13 protein-coding genes are annotated in these 16,443 nt (G+C 60.9%); 5 read left to right on the forward strand and 8 right to left on the reverse strand.

Annotation, left to right across the window (positions count from 1 at the left end):
• The first annotated feature begins 32 nt into the window (after positions 1 to 32).
• Together CYA_RS04970 and ndk are read left to right on the forward strand one after the other, a co-directional pair.
• Positions 33 to 692, forward strand: a complete 660-nt coding sequence (locus tag CYA_RS04970; RefSeq protein WP_049749734.1) for a HupE/UreJ family protein — start codon at positions 33 to 35, stop codon at positions 690 to 692.
• A 74-nt stretch (positions 693 to 766) separates the two neighbouring features.
• The gene (ndk, locus tag CYA_RS04975; protein ID WP_011429941.1) at positions 767 to 1,216 is read left to right on the forward strand and encodes a nucleoside-diphosphate kinase; all 450 of its coding nucleotides are present in this window, start codon (positions 767 to 769) and stop codon (positions 1,214 to 1,216) included.
• 262 nt (positions 1,217 to 1,478) lie between these two features.
• Here the strand turns inward: ndk and CYA_RS04980 are convergent, their stop codons facing one another.
• The 5 genes from CYA_RS04980 to CYA_RS05000 form a co-directional block, all read right to left on the reverse strand.
• On the reverse strand, positions 1,479 to 2,852 hold the full coding sequence (locus CYA_RS04980; protein ID WP_011429942.1) for an ABC transporter ATP-binding protein: 1,374 nt from the start codon (positions 2,850 to 2,852) through the stop codon (positions 1,479 to 1,481).
• A gap of 18 nt (positions 2,853 to 2,870) precedes the next feature.
• On the reverse strand, positions 2,871 to 4,598 hold the full coding sequence (locus CYA_RS04985; RefSeq protein ID WP_011429943.1) for an ABC transporter permease: 1,728 nt from the start codon (positions 4,596 to 4,598) through the stop codon (positions 2,871 to 2,873).
• An 86-nt stretch (positions 4,599 to 4,684) separates the two neighbouring features.
• Positions 4,685 to 4,969: a DUF7219 family protein gene (locus tag CYA_RS04990; RefSeq protein ID WP_011429944.1), complete on the reverse strand. Its 285-nt coding sequence runs from the start codon at positions 4,967 to 4,969 to the stop codon at positions 4,685 to 4,687.
• An 83-nt stretch (positions 4,970 to 5,052) separates the two neighbouring features.
• Positions 5,053 to 5,853: a hypothetical protein gene (locus tag CYA_RS04995; RefSeq protein ID WP_228375455.1), complete on the reverse strand. Its 801-nt coding sequence runs from the start codon at positions 5,851 to 5,853 to the stop codon at positions 5,053 to 5,055.
• 530 nt (positions 5,854 to 6,383) lie between these two features.
• On the reverse strand, positions 6,384 to 7,832 hold the full coding sequence (locus tag CYA_RS05000) for a carotenoid oxygenase family protein (protein WP_011429946.1): 1,449 nt from the start codon (positions 7,830 to 7,832) through the stop codon (positions 6,384 to 6,386).
• A 166-nt stretch (positions 7,833 to 7,998) separates the two neighbouring features.
• Between CYA_RS05000 and ffh the strand changes: the two genes are divergently transcribed.
• The 3 genes from ffh (at position 7,999) to CYA_RS05015 (ending at position 11,876) form a co-directional block, all read left to right on the forward strand.
• Positions 7,999 to 9,450 (forward strand): signal recognition particle protein, encoded by a 1,452-nt coding sequence (ffh, locus tag CYA_RS05005; RefSeq protein WP_011429947.1) that lies wholly within the window; start codon positions 7,999 to 8,001, stop codon positions 9,448 to 9,450.
• A gap of 9 nt (positions 9,451 to 9,459) precedes the next feature.
• Positions 9,460 to 9,915 carry a tRNA (cytidine(34)-2'-O)-methyltransferase gene (locus CYA_RS05010; RefSeq protein WP_011429948.1) on the forward strand — a complete coding sequence of 152 codons (456 nt, stop codon included), beginning with the start codon at positions 9,460 to 9,462 and terminating at the stop codon, positions 9,913 to 9,915.
• Positions 9,916 to 10,004: 89 nt separating this feature from the next.
• Positions 10,005 to 11,876, forward strand: coding sequence for a peptidoglycan D,D-transpeptidase FtsI family protein (locus tag CYA_RS05015; RefSeq protein ID WP_228375456.1), 1,872 nt, complete (start codon positions 10,005 to 10,007; stop codon positions 11,874 to 11,876).
• Between the two features lie 139 nt (positions 11,877 to 12,015).
• Here CYA_RS05015 and CYA_RS05020 read toward each other — a convergent pair whose 3' ends face one another.
• The 3 genes from CYA_RS05020 to CYA_RS05030 all read right to left on the reverse strand — a co-directional run bounded on the left by CYA_RS05020 (position 12,016) and on the right by CYA_RS05030 (position 16,403).
• On the reverse strand, positions 12,016 to 13,239 hold the full coding sequence (locus CYA_RS05020; protein ID WP_011429951.1) for a glycosyltransferase: 1,224 nt from the start codon (positions 13,237 to 13,239) through the stop codon (positions 12,016 to 12,018).
• 180 nt (positions 13,240 to 13,419) lie between these two features.
• On the reverse strand, positions 13,420 to 15,885 hold the full coding sequence (locus CYA_RS05025) for an HD family phosphohydrolase (RefSeq protein WP_011429952.1): 2,466 nt from the start codon (positions 15,883 to 15,885) through the stop codon (positions 13,420 to 13,422).
• Positions 15,886 to 15,953: 68 nt separating this feature from the next.
• The gene (locus CYA_RS05030; RefSeq protein ID WP_011429953.1) at positions 15,954 to 16,403 is read right to left on the reverse strand and encodes a plastocyanin/azurin family copper-binding protein; all 450 of its coding nucleotides are present in this window, start codon (positions 16,401 to 16,403) and stop codon (positions 15,954 to 15,956) included.
• Between the last annotated feature and the right edge of the window lie 40 nt (positions 16,404 to 16,443).

Here is a 16,443-nt window from a genome sequence, read left to right on the forward strand (position 1 = left end):
CGCATAGGTTCAATCGTGAGGTAGCAAAAAGCATGTCTTGGCAGTGGCAGCGACCTTTGTCCTTGCCTGCTCAGGTGGGCCGCGGCTGGGCCGTTGGACTGGGGGCGGGGATCGCCTGGCTGGCCTCTGGGCCGGCTTTTGCCCACCACGCCTTGGGCGGGAGATTGCCCGCCACGGGGTGGGAGGGGTTTTTGTCGGGCCTGGCCCATCCGGTGATCGGCCCAGATCACCTGGCCTTTGTGGTGGCCATTGGCTTAATTGCGGCAAGGCAACCCTGGCGCTACGGGATCCCGCTGGGCTTTGTGCTAGCGGGTTTGGTGGGCACTGGGATCCACCTGGCCGGCTGGGATCCCCTGGGACTGACGGAGCTGGCCATTGCCTCTTCCGTGGTTCTCTTCGGCTTGCTGCTGGTGCAACCGCGGCAGATCCCAAGTTGGCTCTTGCTAATAGGGGGATCCCTGGCGGGGCTATTCCATGGCTATGCCTATGCCGAGGCGATCATCGGCGCCGAACCCATGCCTTGGCTGGGCTATTTGCTGGGCTTGAGCTTGGTTCAGTACGGAGTGGCACTTTTTGCCCTCTGGGCGGCTGAAACCTGGGGGTCGCGGATCCCGGGCTTGCTGCGCTGGGCCGGCTGGGCCATCGCGGTGGTGGGGAGTGGCTTCCTAGCCTTGGCCGTGGTGGGATCCTAGACACCCTTGCACTGGGGATCCCCAATCCGGTACAAGGATAACGGTGAAGATTAGTAACAACAAGGGGAGATCCCATGGAGCGCACCTTTATCGCCATTAAGCCAGACGGCGTGCAGCGGGGGCTGGTGGGCAGCATCATCCAGCGCCTGGAAAGCCGAGGCTACCAGTTGGTGGGCCTGAAACTGGTGCAGGTGAGCCAAGAGCTGGCGGAAGCCCACTATGCCGAGCACAGGGAGCGCCCCTTCTTCCCCGGATTGGTGAAGTTCATCACCTCGGGGCCGGTGGTGGCCATGGTCTGGCAGGGCAAAGGGGTGATTGCCGCCGCCCGCAAGCTCATCGGCAAGACCAACCCTTTGGACGCCGAGCCGGGCACCATCCGCGGCGATTTCGGCATCGACATAGGCCGCAACCTCGTCCACGGCTCCGATGGCCCTGAGACCGCCCAACGGGAGATCGCCCTTTGGTTTCAGGAATCTGAGCTGGTAAATTGGACGCCCGCCACCCAAAGCTGGATTTATGAGTAGGGCGGCAGCAAAATGGTTCGTCGCGTCGATCCCTAGCTCTCTTCTCCCTTCGAACAGAAGCTAGAGATGAAAACTGTGCAGCGCTCCGGGGCTCCCCTCTCCCACAGGGGGAGGAGCTGGGGGTGAAGGTAGCGGCGCGGGGTGCTTGGGTGGTGTCTTATGTATTTTGTTTGAAACGGCTATAAATCTTTGGGCTTTCTGAGACAGGCATCGTACCTCTGCCCTACAACACAGCTCTGGAAAAGGCAGAGCCAAGCCGGCCCTAGCCAGAACGGGAATCGAGGCCGACGGGCTCAGAAGCGGCGGAGCTTTCGCTGGGATCCGGGAGATACAGCCGCTCTTCCGAAGCATCGTACTCAAAGAGCTCCGCGTAGCGGCCCCAGTCAACGGCTGTAGCAAACTGCCGTTCAGCTTCCTCGTGGGGAAAATGTTCGTCCCAGAGATCCAAGAAGAAGTCCGCCCGCATGGAGCGGCTGTTTTTTTCTTCCAGAGTCTGCAGGATGCTCTTGAAGACCGGCACCCGTGCCAAAAGCTGCTGTCGGAAGAGATCCTTGCTGCGCAAGATGGTGGTGTTGGCAAAGTCCTGGCCGATCTCGGTCAGTTGTACCACCCTGCCGGTTACCTCGGCAAAGCCCAACAGCACCGCCGCATCCAAAATCGGCAGCAGATCGTCCACTGCCAGTTGCAGCCGCTCGGCCAGCTCGGCAATCTCCACCCGTCCCTGGGGCCATTCCACAATCAGCTCCAGCAAACCGCTGATGCCGCCCACCCGCGCATGAGGCAGGGGCAGCGCGTAGGGAGAGGGTGCCCTGCTGCCCACCCGGCTGGGGACAGCCACCTCGCCGGTGACCGGGATCTCCGGATTGGTCATGATCTCGTAGATGTAGTCCACCAAGGACTTGAAGCGGGGATCCGTACGTTCGTGGGGCCGCGGCAGGTCGATTTTCACCTCTCCCCGGATCCGCCCCGGGTTGGATCCCAGGATCACCACCCGATCCGCCAAAAACACGGCCTCTTCGATGTTGTGGGTAACGATGAGAATGCTCTGGGAAGGGAAAGCCTGGGTGTTCCACAGCTCGTCGATCTCCCCCCGCAGGTTCTCCGCCGTCAGCACGTCCAGGGCGCTGAAGGGCTCATCCATAAACAGCACCTTGGGTTCCAAGACAAAGGCGCGGGCAAAGCCCACCCGCTGCTTCATCCCCCCCGAAAGCTCCTTGGGGTAAGCGTTCTCAAACCCATCCAAGCCCACCAAGTCAATGGCCTTCAGGGCCTTTTGCCGGCGGATCTGGCGCGGGATCCCTTGAGCCTGCAGCCCCAGCTCCACATTTTCTTGCACCGTCAGCCAGGGCAAGAGAGCAAAACTCTGAAACACCATGGCCACATCCGGGTTGGGGCCCCGCAGGGGTCGGCCATTGCTCAACACCCGCCCTTCGCTAGGCGGGATCAGGCCCGCCATGATGCGCAGCAGGGTGCTTTTGCCGCTGCCGCTGCGGCCCAACAAAGCCAAAACTTCCCCCGCCCGCACTTGCAAATCGATCTGGCTTAAAACTGTAAACTCGCCCTTGCCCTCCGGCAAAGGAAAGCGCTTGTAGACCTTCTCAACCTCGATCAGAACCGGAGAAGCCGCAGAGCTCATATCAGATGGCCTCAAAGATTAAAGGTGATATTTTTCTTCCGCCAATTGATACAACCGCCGCCAGAAAAGGCGATTGATGCCCACCACAAACAAGCTCATCATGCCAATGCCCAAAGTGATGCGGGGCCAATCTCCCACCGCCGTTGCTTCCGCAATATAGGTGCCCAATCCTGTAGCCTTAAGAGTGGTGGATCCCCAGGCCACGATCTCCGAGACAATGCTAGCGTTCCAAGCCCCGCCGCTGGCCGTGATCCCCCCGGTAACCCAGGCGGAAAAGATCCCCGGAATAATCAGCTTTTGCCAGCGCTGCCATCCCCGCAAGCCCACATCCACGGCCATTTCGCGCAAATCGGTGGGGATGCTCTGGGCGCCGGCAATGGAATTGAAAAGAATGTACCACTGCGCACCGAGCGACATGAGCAAAATGCTGCCCCACTCAATGCTGATCTGGGTGCGGATAAAAAACAAGGTGGCAAACGGAAAGAGGAAATTGGCCGGAAAAGCTGCCAGAAATTGCACCACCGGCTGCAGCAGCTTCGCCAGGCCTGGATTAAAGCCGATGGCCACCCCAATCGGCGTCCAGATCACGGTGGCGAAAACCAACAGCACGCTGACCCGCAGCAGGGTGAGGATCCCCAGCCCAAAGGTCAGCAGCACCTCCCCAAAGCCCACGGTGGTGGTTACAAAATAAACAATCCAAATCCCGATCCCGGCAATGGCAGCCCAAGAGAGCTGAGTCAACAGCCGCTCGCGGCGTCGCTCCGCCTCTGGATTGGGTGGATCCCCCCAGCGCAGGCGAGTTAAATGGGACAACAGCCGATCCGCCAATTCTCTGGAGGGAGCTAGCCAATTGCCAATCAGCCGTGGGATCCGCGCCGTGGTTAGCAGATCGTACAGCCACGACTCCGGGGCAGCCGCGCCGGCGCTCTGCTCCAGGCGAAACTTATCCGACCAGGCCACCAGAGGCCGCCAAAAGAGCTGATCCACCAGCAGAATCACCACCGCCATGGTCAAAAGCGCCCAACCCAACTTGGGCAGATCTTCCGCCTGGACGGCAGCTTCCACATAGGATCCCAACCCCGGCAGCGTATATTCCTGGTTGAGCACGCTGATGGCCTCGCTGGCGGCCACAAAGAACCACCCCCCGCCAAAACTCATCATGGCGTTCCAGATGAGGCCCACCATCGCCGCAGGCACTTCCAACTGGACGAAGCGCTGCCAGCCGGATAGGCGGTAGAGGGTGACCGCTTCCACCAGCTCCTGCGGCAGGGTGCGCAAGGATTGGTAAAAAGAAAAAGTCATGTTCCAGACCTGGCTGGTGAAGATGGCGAAGATAGAAGCTGCCTCCAGCCCCAGCAGGCTGCCGGGAAAAAGCGCGATAAAGCCGGTAACGGTGATGGAGAGAAACCCCAACACCGGCACCGATTGCAGGATGTCCAGCAAAGGGATCAAAATTCGCTCCGCCCAGCGGCTTTTGGCGGCGATATACCCGTAGATCAGGGTAAAAAGGGTGGAAAAGGCGAGGGCGATGAACATGCGCAAGGTGGAGCGGGCGGCGTAGTAGGGCAGGTTGCGCGGATCCAAGTCGATATGAGGTACCACCGCCGGCGGCTGAAACCGCTCAAAAGTCCCTGCCCCCACCTGCGCCACCAAGCCCAGGAGAACCAACGTACCCAAAATGATGGCCCCATCGGCAGCCCCAGCCGGCAGCCGACGGAGCACCTCCGGAGAAGGAAAAGTCCGCATGTCCCCTGAATGGGCCTGGCATCCGCCCCCAGTGTACACTGTTTGCGGTTAAGCTAGGAGCGCTTCGAACTGGAGGATCCGGCCCGCTACTCTTCCTCCGGTAACTCGGGAGGAGGTTCATTCCACCTGGGATCGTCAAGGATGGCTTTTTTGGTCTGTTTGAGCTGTTTCCACAGCTCTTTAATTTGGCGATAGGCCTCTTCCGGCGTGATCTTGCCCCCCGTTTCTAAGCTACAAATCAGCGACACCTTATTGCTAAATTCTTGGAGATTGGCATCGAAAATTAAGTTCTGCGGCTTTATCTCACCCCAGTAGGGATAGCGAGGGGAAATAAATTCATCTTTGTTGGGAGGGGGGTTTGACTCTGCCATGTCGCAACCACGGTGAAAGGTTTATTACAACGAGGTTAATATCAGAAGTGCAGTAGAGACAACTTCGTATCCAGGAATGGAGGCTACAGACGTTTTTTCTTGATCGGCTTAGCTGGCTTGGGTGCTTTGGCAGGATCCGAGGGCGAATAAGGTTGAGCTGAGCTTAGCTGTTGCCCGCGAGTGGAGGGGGGAGAGTGTTTCTTGAGTTTGGGGCGGGGAGTGGAACGCTTCGGGCGTGGCGGCGCCTTGAGCACAGGACCGATGGGAGTTCCTGCCTCCACGTAGAGCAGGGATCCGCGGCGGCGCACCTGCAGATCCCAGAAGATGCCCACTCCTTTGCCCGGCAAGGATCCGATCAGGCGCAGTTTAAAAGCCTGAGGCTTGGGAGCTGTTGCCGCAGGCGATGCGGCGCCCTTGGCCGTCTGGGCCCGCTGAGGGGAAGAGCCGGCGGAGTTCTTTTTGCCGGATTGACGGATTTTGACGATAATGAACCCTTTTTCCTGCGATTGGAAAACGACCTCGCCGCGAATGGAAAACCAGTCCGGCACCACCGTCGGACGGGATCCCTCTGGCAGAGTTTGCCCCATTTCTTCTGGGGCCCACACCCCCATCAACTGCACGTGCAGATCCTGGCTCTTGTCGCGGGTGCGGGGATAGACCACCCACAAATAGTTGCGTTCCGGCTTCAGGTACTTGCGCACCAGGCTCATCACCCGGCCTAGCAGTACCGCATTGAGATCTAAACCATCCGAGGTGCGCAAAATCCCGCGAGTGAAGTGGTTGGGCGAGGGAATGTAACGCCCCTCGATGAGGCCAATCGCCCGGTACTGCATCTTCTCCCCGGGCGGCGGGATGGGCTCCAGGCAAGGTCGCTCTCTCCCCATCGCTTTCTTCTGCTCTAGCGTAGCGGCGGCGGCGACAACAGGCTGGCCCCCACCAGCAGCTGACCCGACATCTTGAGCTGATCCCCTGGGCTCGCTGGTTGAGGTGGGCCTGGGGGGCCGTACAATTCGAAGGGGACGTCTCAGATCTGAGGACATCGTAACGGTTCCGCTGCAGTCAATCCAGGATGTTTACCAGAATGCCCAGCGGTGGGCGACGACGCTGGGAGGCAGTGCAAGACATCTGCCGTTGCCAAAACAGGGCTTACCTCTGCCCTTGACCCAAGACCCGCTCAACACACCACCGAGCTTTACCAGCCTTCCTCTTTTCCTCCCGTCAGCTCAGCAGACCCGCCCAAGGCCTGCGCCCAACAAGTCGCGGTTCAGCGGTTGTCAACACTGTAGCTGAAGTCTAGCCGATAGTAGCAACTGCTCCGGCCCAGGTTGCAGAATGTTGAGCTACAGAGCCGCACCTTTTCCTCAGCTCGCGCCCGGCGGCCCGGGACTAACCCAGCCATGCCAAGATCCCTTCCCTATCTGGCCTCTACCCATGTCTGAGGGGTGAAACTGCCGTGGAGGCCGTAGGGAATGTGATGCCGCAAGGGGATCCGCGCCACCGGGCCGGCAGCCAGGTCTGAGGCATCCAGGATCACCACCTGCGAGCGCTGACTGGCGGCATCAAAGACCACTGTTACAATCCAGCCGGCTTCCTCTGCAGCGTCCTCAGGATCGGGGATGAATACCGGCTCTCCCACAAAGCCGCGGGGGGCAAAGCTGTACTGCTCGCTGCGGCCTGTTGTCGTGTCCAACTTGAGAATGGCCTGCAGGGGGGCGTTGGGGCCGGGAGCATGGGTAGCCCCAATGTAGATGTAGCGATGGGATCCCCCCATACGGGCCGGATGGATAGCCGGAAACTCCACCGAGCGATCCAGCAGTAGCTCCCGCTTAACCTTGCCCGCCTTGGGATCCAGCTCAAAGCGCCACAGCTTGCCGGCTGGCACCTGGGCAAAGTCAATTTGCAAGTAGTCAGCCCCTGGCTCCAGGGCAGGGTAGGCTTCGTAGAGAACGGCATCCACCACCACCTGATCCCCAACCTCGTAGCCGTTGACAAAGTGGAAAACAAACCCCGGCTCCGTTTGCAGTTGCAGCGGCTCGCCCTGTTGGGGAAATAGCCAAATGCGGGTGGGCTCTCCTTTTTTTAGGGTCAAGCAGGTGCCCGCCGGCTGCAGGCCCAGCATATAGGGCAAGGGGTTGAAGGCCACCGGATTCTGGAAAAAGATCCAGTAGCGGGGCGTCCAGACAAAGTCGTGCAGAAAGGCAAAACCCGGCAGGCGGTAGTCCCGCTTTTCCACCAGCCTTCCTTGGGCGTCGACGCGGTAAAACAGCAGCGTGGAGGAAGGTCCTGTCTGCACCCCAAAGGCCATGAGATCCCCCGTGGCTGGATCCCGGCGGGGATGCGCCGTAAACGGCTGGTTGGGGGCAAGGGCACCGGCAAAGGTCTCGCTCCCTTCGGTGGCCAAGGTGGCGGGGTTGAGCCGATAGGGAGCGCTGGCCTCCCAAAGCGCCAGGAGCTTGCCGCCTTGGTAGATAACGTTGGTGTTGGCGGGGTTTTTGAAGCGCAGATCGAGGAAATTGGCCCACCAGCCTCCCGGCTTCTGGGTGCCGAATACGCCGCGGTAGAGCACCCGTCCCGCCTTCTCCTCGGCCTCAAACTCGGGAGTGCGCACAAACCGGTTGCGGAAATGCACCCGCCCGTCAATAAAGGTGATGGCACACACCATGCCGTCGCCGTCGAAGGGATGGCCGTAGCGCTGGGATCCCGCCTCCAGCTTGCCAGGCCCGTTGCGGAAGAGGGTTCCCTGCAGCCTTTCGGGGATCCGCCCCTCGATTTCCGTCGCCCAATAGTCATACTCCTGGCGTAAAGAGCGATAGCCCAACTGCCAGTCGGTGGTGCTGTAGGAGCGGGAAGCGACGCTGACCATGGCCAGTCTGCAAGCGACGCCTTCTATTGTTGCTTAAACTTTCGTAAAGTAGCCAGCCTTTCTCGGCCCAGGTAGCGGCTGGGGCCGGGATCCCCAAGATGGAGCTGCCCCAATTGAACTATGGTAGGAAATGCCCTAGCAGCCCTTGACAGGATGAACAGCGCTCATGTTTGATGCCCTCTCCGAGAAGTTGGAACTGGCCTGGAGAAAACTGCGCGGCCAGGACAAGATCACCGAAACCAACATCCAAGAAGCCCTGCGGGAGGTGCGGCGCGCCCTGTTGGACGCCGACGTCAACCTCCAGGTGGTGAAGCAGTTTATCGAGGACGTGCGGCAGGCCGCTCTGGGAGCTGAGGTCATCCTGGGGGTGACGCCAGACCAGCAGTTTATCAAGATCGTCCACGACGAGCTGGTGAAGGTAATGGGGGAGGCGAATGTGCCCATTGCCCAGGCGGAACAGCCCCCCACCATTGTGGTCATGGTCGGCCTGCAGGGATCCGGCAAAACCACCACCTGTGCCAAGCTGGCTTTGTATTTGCGCAAGCAGGGCAAAAGGCCGCTCCTGGTGGCCGGCGACATCTATCGTCCGGCGGCCATCGACCAGCTCAAGACCCTGGGCCAGCAGATTCAGATCCCTGTCTTCGACCTGGGCAAGACGGATCCCGTCGAGATCGCCCGCCAGGGAGTGGCAGCCGCGCGGGAACAGGGCTACGACTACGTTATCTTGGATACCGCCGGTCGCTTGCAGATCGACCTGGAGATGATGGCGGAGCTGGAGCGGATCAAGGCGGCGGTGCAGCCCCACGAGATCCTGCTGGTGGTGGACGCCATGATCGGGCAGGAGGCCGCCAACCTCACCCAGGCCTTCCACGAGCGGCTGGGTCTTACCGGCACCATCCTCACCAAGCTGGACGGCGATAGCCGCGGCGGGGCAGCCCTTTCCATTCGCCAGGTGTCCGGCCAGCCCATCAAGTTCGTCGGCGTCGGCGAAAAGGTGGAGGCCTTGGATCCCTTTTACCCGGATCGCATGGCCTCGCGCATTTTGGGCATGGGAGACATCCTCAGCCTGGTGGAAAAAGCCCAGGAGGAAATCGACCTGGGAGATGCCGCCCGGATGGCGGAAAAGATGATGACCGCCCAGTTCGATTTCACCGATTTCCTCAAACAAATGCGCCTGATCAAGCGCATGGGATCCCTGGCGGGGCTGCTGCGGCTGATGCCGGGGATGGGCAAAATCAGCGAGGAACAATTGCAAAAAGGACAAGACCAACTGGCCCGCGCCGAGGCCATGATCAACTCCATGACCCCCGAAGAGCGCCGCAACCCGGATCTCTTGGCCCGCAGCGTCAGCCGCAAGCGGCGGGTGGCCCTGGGCTCTGGCCACAAGCTGGAGGATGTCAGCCGGCTGGTGAGCGATTTTCAGCGCATGCGCGACATGATGCGCAGCATGAGCCTGGGCGGCCTTGCAGGGATGCCGGGTGGACGAGGCCCACTGCCGGTGGGCGGCCCCCAGTGGCGAGGACGTTCTGCAGCGCCGCCGCGACAGCAGCCCAGCCGCAAGCCGGGCAAAGGTGGGGGCAAAAAGGGAGGCGGTAGCCGCGGGTTTGGCAGCCATTGAGAGCGGCTCATGCCCTTCCATGTTGTTTTGGTAGCTCCGGAGATCCCGGCCAACACGGGGAACATCGCCCGCACCTGTGCAGCTACCCGCACGCCCCTCCACCTGGTGGATCCCTTGGGGTTTCGCCTCTCGGATCGCTACCTCAGGCGGGCGGGGCTGGACTACTGGGAGCACGTCCAACTGCATCGCTATCCCTCTTGGTCTGCTCTGGTGCAAGCCCACCCCGAGGCGCGGTTCTGGTGCTTTAGCGTGCGCGGCAAGGCCCTCTACACCGAGGTGGCCTATCAGCCAGGAGACTGGCTGGTGTTCGGCAGCGAAAGCCGTGGCCTGGATCCTATGTTCTTGGAAACCTATCCCAGTGTGCGCATCCCCCTGAGCGGGCCGGTGCGCAGCCTCAATCTCAGCAATGCGGTGGCGATCGCCCTCTTTGAAGCGTTGCGTCAACAGGGATTTTCCACCCAATGAGGCGAAAGCTGGCCGGACAAGGCGATGGGCGGCAAACTAACGGTGGTATCTAGACAGGAGTGGCAGTGGAAGACAGGTCTGGAGCCGGTTTGGGCCAGCAACCTTTGCAGACCAGACAGAGAAGCCGGCAACTTGCCCAACGGCAGCGGGGCAGACCTGCTTGGCCCCCTTGGCCGCCCAGCCACCGGCCCCAGGGATCCCGGCTGGCGTGGCTTTTGGGGGAGCGGATCCCGACAGTCCGACAACTAAACTTTCGCATCGCGGCGGTGGGCCTGGTTCTGGCTGTCGCCCTGGTGGGGGTGGGGGCACGTTTGGTCTATTTACAACATCACCAGGGCCCGCTCTTACAAAAGCGGGCCGAGGCCCAGCAGCGGGCCCAGCTCCGGCCCTTCATCCCCCGCCGCTCGATTGTGGACCGCCACTCCTTAGCTCGGCAGCAGGCGGAGCTGTTGGCTGTAGATCGCCCTGCCTATACCCTTTGGGCCCATCCCCGCCTCTTCGGCAAGCGTACCCCCCAGGAGATTGCCACTGCTCTGGCCCCTCTGCTGCGGCGGCCAGTTGAGCAACTGACCCAGCAGTTGTCGGCCACTCACGCGGTACGGCTGGAGCGCTGGCTGTCGCCGGAAGTGGCGACTCAAATTCAGGCCTTGTATCTGGACGGCCTGGAGCTGGTGAGCGAGCGGCAGCGGGTCTATCCCCAGAAGGAAATGGCCGCCGAAGTGGTGGGCTATGTGGATCTGGATCACCGCGGCCAAGCGGGGCTGGAGTACTCTCAACAGGTCTTGCTGGAGCGGACGGTTCAGCACCTTACCCTTCCCCGCGACGGCTACGGCCAGTTGTTGGCGGCCGAAGTGCCGGAAGGACTGTTGCAATCCCACGAGACGGTGCTGCAACTCACCCTGGATATGCGGCTGCAAAGGGCTGCTCGCGCCGCCCTGAAAACGCAACTGGAACGGTTTCAAGCCCTACGGGGCACGGTGATCGTCCTGCAACCTCACACGGGAGAGATCCTGGCCCTGGTGAGCGAGCCCACCTACGATCCCAACCGCTACTTCGAGTATGACCCTGCCCTTTTTCGCAACTGGGCTGTTACGGATTTGTACGAGCCGGGATCCACCTTCAAGCCCATCAACATCGCCATTGGGCTCGATGCCGGCGCCTTCACGGCCAACGAACGGGTCTACGACGCGGGGCAGATCTGGATTGGTCGCTGGCCCATCCAAAACCACGACTACCGCCAGCGGGGTGCCCATGGCTGGCTGAGCGTTACCGAGGTTCTGCGCCTGTCTAGCAACGTAGGCATGGTGCACCTGATGCAAAAGCTGGATCCCCGCCAGTACTACCATGCCCTCCTGCGGCTGGGATTGAACGAGCGCAGCGGTGTCGATCTGCCCTTTGAGCCGCCCAGCCGCCTGAAGCCCCTGCGGCAATTTGTAACTGTACCGGTGGAGCGGGCCACCGTCGCCTTTGGCCAGGGATTGGCCCTCACGCCTTTGCAGTTAGCCACCTTGCACTGCATCATCGCCAACGGCGGGCTGAAAGTGCGGCCCCACGTGGTGCGCGGTCTGGTCGAAAAGGATACAGACACCTTGGTTTGGGGATCCCCGCAACCCCAGCCGGTGCGGGTGCTGTCGGAGCAGGCTACCCTGGCGGTGCGCATCCAAATGCGAGATGCGGTGGATTTTGGCACCGGGCAATCGGCCAAGATCGAGGGATATGAAATCGGCGGCAAGACGGGCACGGCCCAAAAGGCAGGGCCGCGGGGAGGCTATCTGCCTGGCAAGCGCATCACCAGTTTTGTGGCCTATTTCCCCGCCCTTCGCCCCCAGTACGTGATCTTGGCCGTGATCGACGAGCCGCGGGGAGAAGATGCCTTCGGATCGACAACGGCGGCTCCTGTGGTTCGCTCGGTTATCCAGGAGATCATCACCCTAGAGGGGATCCGTCCCAATTCCCCTTGACATGGCCTGATCTCTATCCAATGGCAATGGAACCGATCGAGAAGCCGATCCTTAACTCCTTGGGAGAGGAGTTGAGGATGAGGGCACTGGAGCAGAGCGCTTCAGGAGTGTCTTAATTGGGTCTGAAATAACCAGACGCTCAAGACTTGTCGCCCCCGGGATCCAGCTTAGCCTCTGCACTTTTCCAGCTCAGCTTGGAGTTGAGGTAGAAGTTCCAGAATACAACAATACCGATCGCAATTAAGTTGGCCAACAGATAGTGAATGCCCAAGCGCTCGCTCAGCAAAATCACCAGCGAAGAGTTAAGAAACAGGCCGATCAAACAGATCATATTAAACTTGGCCAGCCGCTTCAGGCGGTTCGAGAGGCCCGGCTGCAATCGGGTAACATGGCGAAACGTCCACAGATCGTTCCACAGGAAGTTATTGAGAATGGCCATTTCCGAAGCGATCAGCTTACTCGTGATGAGATCCCATCCTAAGTTGGCCGGGTCGTGTAACAAATAGAGCAAAACCATGTCCACCACCGTGCCTGACAGGCCGACTGTGCTGAAGCGCAAAAAGGCTCCCACCTGCCCTAGCGAGAAGCGCAGGTGAATGAGATGGTGGAGATACTGAAGACAGGTTTGCAGTTGAATTTTGCTCTCGCCGTTTTGGCGCTCCTGAAAGATGTAGCCGACTTCAGCAATGGTTGTCACCCGGCCCCGTGCCAGCACCTCGATCAGCAGCTTGTAACCCTTGGGGCTGAGCGGGATCCCGGCAATGGCCTGGCGTCTGACCAGAAATAACCCGCTGAGCGGATCCGACACCCGCCTAAAAACCCCTGGCAGCAAAACCAGCCCGATGGCTTGAGCTCCCCGAGAGACGAGGCGCCGGCCCAGGTTCCAGTGGCTCACCCCCCCCGACCCCACGTAGCGGCTGCCCACCACTAGGTCTGCTCCCTCTTGGATGGCAGGCCATAGCTTGAGAATGATCTCCGGCGGATGCTGCAGATCCCCGTCCATCACCCCCAGCACCTCGCCGCGGGCCGCTTGCCATCCGCGCAACACAGCCGTGGCCAGGCCCCGTTCCCGCTGGCGGCAGATAACTTTGAGTTGGGGAAGCTCCTCTTGCAGTTCCTGGGCCAACTTGGCGGTGTAATCCGGGCTGTTGTCGTCCACCACAATCAGCTCGTAGGCTCCCGGTAGAATCGTGTCGAGGTGGGCGCACAACTGCCGGATCAGGCTGCAAATGCTGGAGGCCTCGTTATAGGTGGGAACGACCAGCGAAAGTTGGACAGAGCTGGGTTGAGAGAGCGGCGGGATCTGAATAGGGACTGCCGAAGCTTGCAGATGGGTGGACGAAGCAGGAGCTACATGAGGCATTCAGCAGGCCATCCAAAAACGAGGGTAACGGATCCTAAGCGGAGAGCTTGAGTGCAGGTCAAACTTGGAGCTGTGTCGCTTCGCAACAGCGCCACGCGCCACCGGCGCAAATGATCCCTTATCGTACCGATGGATGAGCTCTGGGACTAGACTTTTCTCGACCTACTCAGCTCGCCGAGGCTAGGGAGATCCCGTTGAAGGAGTCATCAGCACGGGCATCTGGGCCTGGGCAGCGTCGGACTCAGGCGAGGGCAGGGCAGGGGCAGGACTGGGGTAGGGAATGCGCTCGTGGTTGGATTCCCGCCACACCTCCACAAAAGCGTCTGCCACCACCTCCAGATCCCGCAGCGTCAGACCGCTATCGACCAGTTGGCCATCTTGCCAACGGGCCTGGGCGATTTTGCGGACAACGGCCTTAGCCCGCTCAACCACCTCAGGGCCGAAGCCGTCGCTCAGGGTCATGCTGCGCAGGGCCGCCTCACAGGCATCGGCCAGCATCACCACCCCTGTCTCCTTGCTCTGGGGGATGGGGCCATCGTAGCGGAACGGCTCCTCGGGCACCGGTTGATCTCCGGCTTTCATCTGGGCTTGATGGTAAAAGTAAGCAATCAGGATCGTCCCCTGGTGCTCAGGGATAAAAGCTTGGACGGCGGTGGGCAGATTGTATTGCTTGGCCAGGCGCAGCCCATCGCTGACGTGCGCTTTGATGATCTGGGCGCTGCGGTAGGGATCGTCCAGTTGCGTATGGGGGTTGAGGCCGCCCATTTGGTTCTCGATGAAGTAGCGGGCCTGCAACATCTTGCCGATGTCGTGGTAGAGGGTGCCGGTGCGCACCAGCTCCACGTTGAGGTTTAACTTCTGGGCGGCCCGTTCCGCCAAAGTGGCCACAAACAGGGTGTGCTGAAAGGTGCCAGGGGCCTCTGCCGCCAGCCGCCGCAGCAAGGTGCGGTTGGGGTTGCTCAACTCGATGAGGCGAATGGGGGTGGCCAGGTCGAACAGGCGCTCCAGGTAGGGGCTGGCCCCCAGGGCCACAATGCTCCACCCCAGCGTGATCCCTCCCCCCAAGGCCATCGCCAATAGGTCGATGCCGCCCGTTGTGGTCAAGCTAGCAGCCGCATAGGTGAGCATCTGCACTGCCGCCGCCCCTCCTCCCAGCAGGGCCAGCTCTTCGCGGGAACGCGAGCGCCCGGCCAGGGCGCAGGCCACCACACTGCCGGAAAGTAAGGGCACAAAGGTGAGTAGGTTGGCAGCAGAGACCAAGGGCAAAAACAACGCCTGGCCCACCACTACCACCAGGCCCAGCCCAGCCCCGTAAAAACTGCCCAGCAACAGCCCCACCGCCGGCAAAGAGCTGAACTCCAGCTTGAACAAGGCCGCCAACAGGGGAGCAGTCAGGGAAACCATCAGGATCAACACCCGATCCCGGCGGCGCAATCCCGGCTGCAAGCGTTGCTGCAAAGGCACGAAGACAGCCAGGCCCAAGCCCATGACGCCAGCTACCCCCACCAGGCCCCAGATGTTGATCCGGCGCTGGGTAAAACCAAAGTGATCCAAAATCAAAAAGATCTCGGGGGTGATGACCTGATCCACTCGCACAATTACCTGGTTCTCGGCAACCGAGATCAGGACGGGCTCAACTTTTTCCAGCTCGGCGCGAATGCGCTGCTCGGTGCGCTGCGGATCCACCTCCAGATTGGGGATCAGCACCTGCTGCAGCCACTGATAAACCAGCCCCTGCAGCTCCCGCCGCTGGGCGGCACTGCCCGGAAAGGCCAGATCGTCCAGTTGGGCTTGGATCCCTTCGGCGCGCACCTCGCGGGGCAGGCCATCCACAATGCCTATCTTCTGCAGGCGCTCCAAGACCCGCCGGCTCAAGTTTTGCAAATGTTGCCAGTCGGCCTCCGTCAAGTTGAGAACCGTGGCCGGGACAGGGGGGGTGAGCTGTTCCAGAGACGGCAAAGCCCCTTGGTAGCGCTGCTGTGCCGCCTCCACCTGGGCAATTAGCTGGGTATAGGGATCCGTCGCCGCCGTCTGAGTGGCCGCTCCATCCAACCAGGCCCGCTGCCAAACCTGGACCAGCTCTTGCCTGGCCCGCTGGTCGGGGGGAAGCTGCTCCGGACGCCTTTGTGCCGGAAAAGGCGGAGCGGTCGAGGGGGTGCCGATGGCCGTTTCCCGCACTGCCGCCTGTAAGGCCTCCCATTCTTCGGGTGGCAGTTGGCGCAGATAGATCTGAGTAGGCAGGGAGAGCAACTGAACGGAAACGTAGGGCAGAGGGCCGGCCTCTTGCCGAATCGCCTCCACTGCGGCCAGGAGGGCCTCCAGATTTTGCCGCATGCTCTCGTTGGCGGCGCTGTTGATTTTGAGGGCCTGTACCACCCGCCGTCGCGCCTCGGCTTGCCGGGCCTGGGTGGCCTCCACGTCCTCGATCTCTGCCGCTGCAGGGGCGAGAAACGTTTGCGGGGAGCGGCTGCCAACGGTCAGTTGCGGCTCGTTGTAGTAGCGGATCCCGTGGACGGCAGTGAGGGAGAGAAGCGCTAGGGCGTAGCCGACAACCCGCTCGGAAAGGGGGGGCTGGGCTTTTCGAGAAGAGGCTGCCTGAGGTCGCCGGCTCCAGCGCTGCACTGGGGACGTGAGGGGGTTTCTCATAGAAGGATTTGCCTGGCAGCGTTCTTCTCTTTTCTATCCCCTTTTGCTCCCCTAGCCCAGGAGATAGCCTAGTCGCCAATCGTGATCTGCCCGATCATACCCGCTTCGGCATGGCCGGGAATGGTGCAAACCAGAGAGTAAACCCCAGATTTCAAAGGAATAAATTGCCACTCCACCGCCGCGCCTGGCTTCAGCTCCAGTTCTCGGATCTGGCCCTTGATTTCCACACCGGCCACTTCCAACTTGCGAGTCCAAACGGCATCGGCAAAATCTTTGGCACTGAAATAGTGCTTCAACTGGCTGGGGTTGCTCAAGTGCAAACGATAGAGGTTGCCGTTGCGAAAAAAGAGCTCTTTGGGCACAAAGACCAACTGGTTGTCGGCAGTACCTAACTCGACAGCTTTGTCCTGGGGCGTTTGCCGCGACAGATCTCGCGCCCATGCCGGATGCGGGATCCCGACGAACCCAATCCACAGACAGAGGCCCAAAATGAGGAAGTGACGCAGCCCACTCCACATGGCGACACCCTGAAAACTTAGCTTGGAAACCCAAGATAGC

The sequence above is a fragment of the Synechococcus sp. JA-3-3Ab genome, assembly GCF_000013205.1.
GTDB lineage: Bacteria > Cyanobacteriota > Cyanobacteriia > Thermostichales > Thermostichaceae > Thermostichus.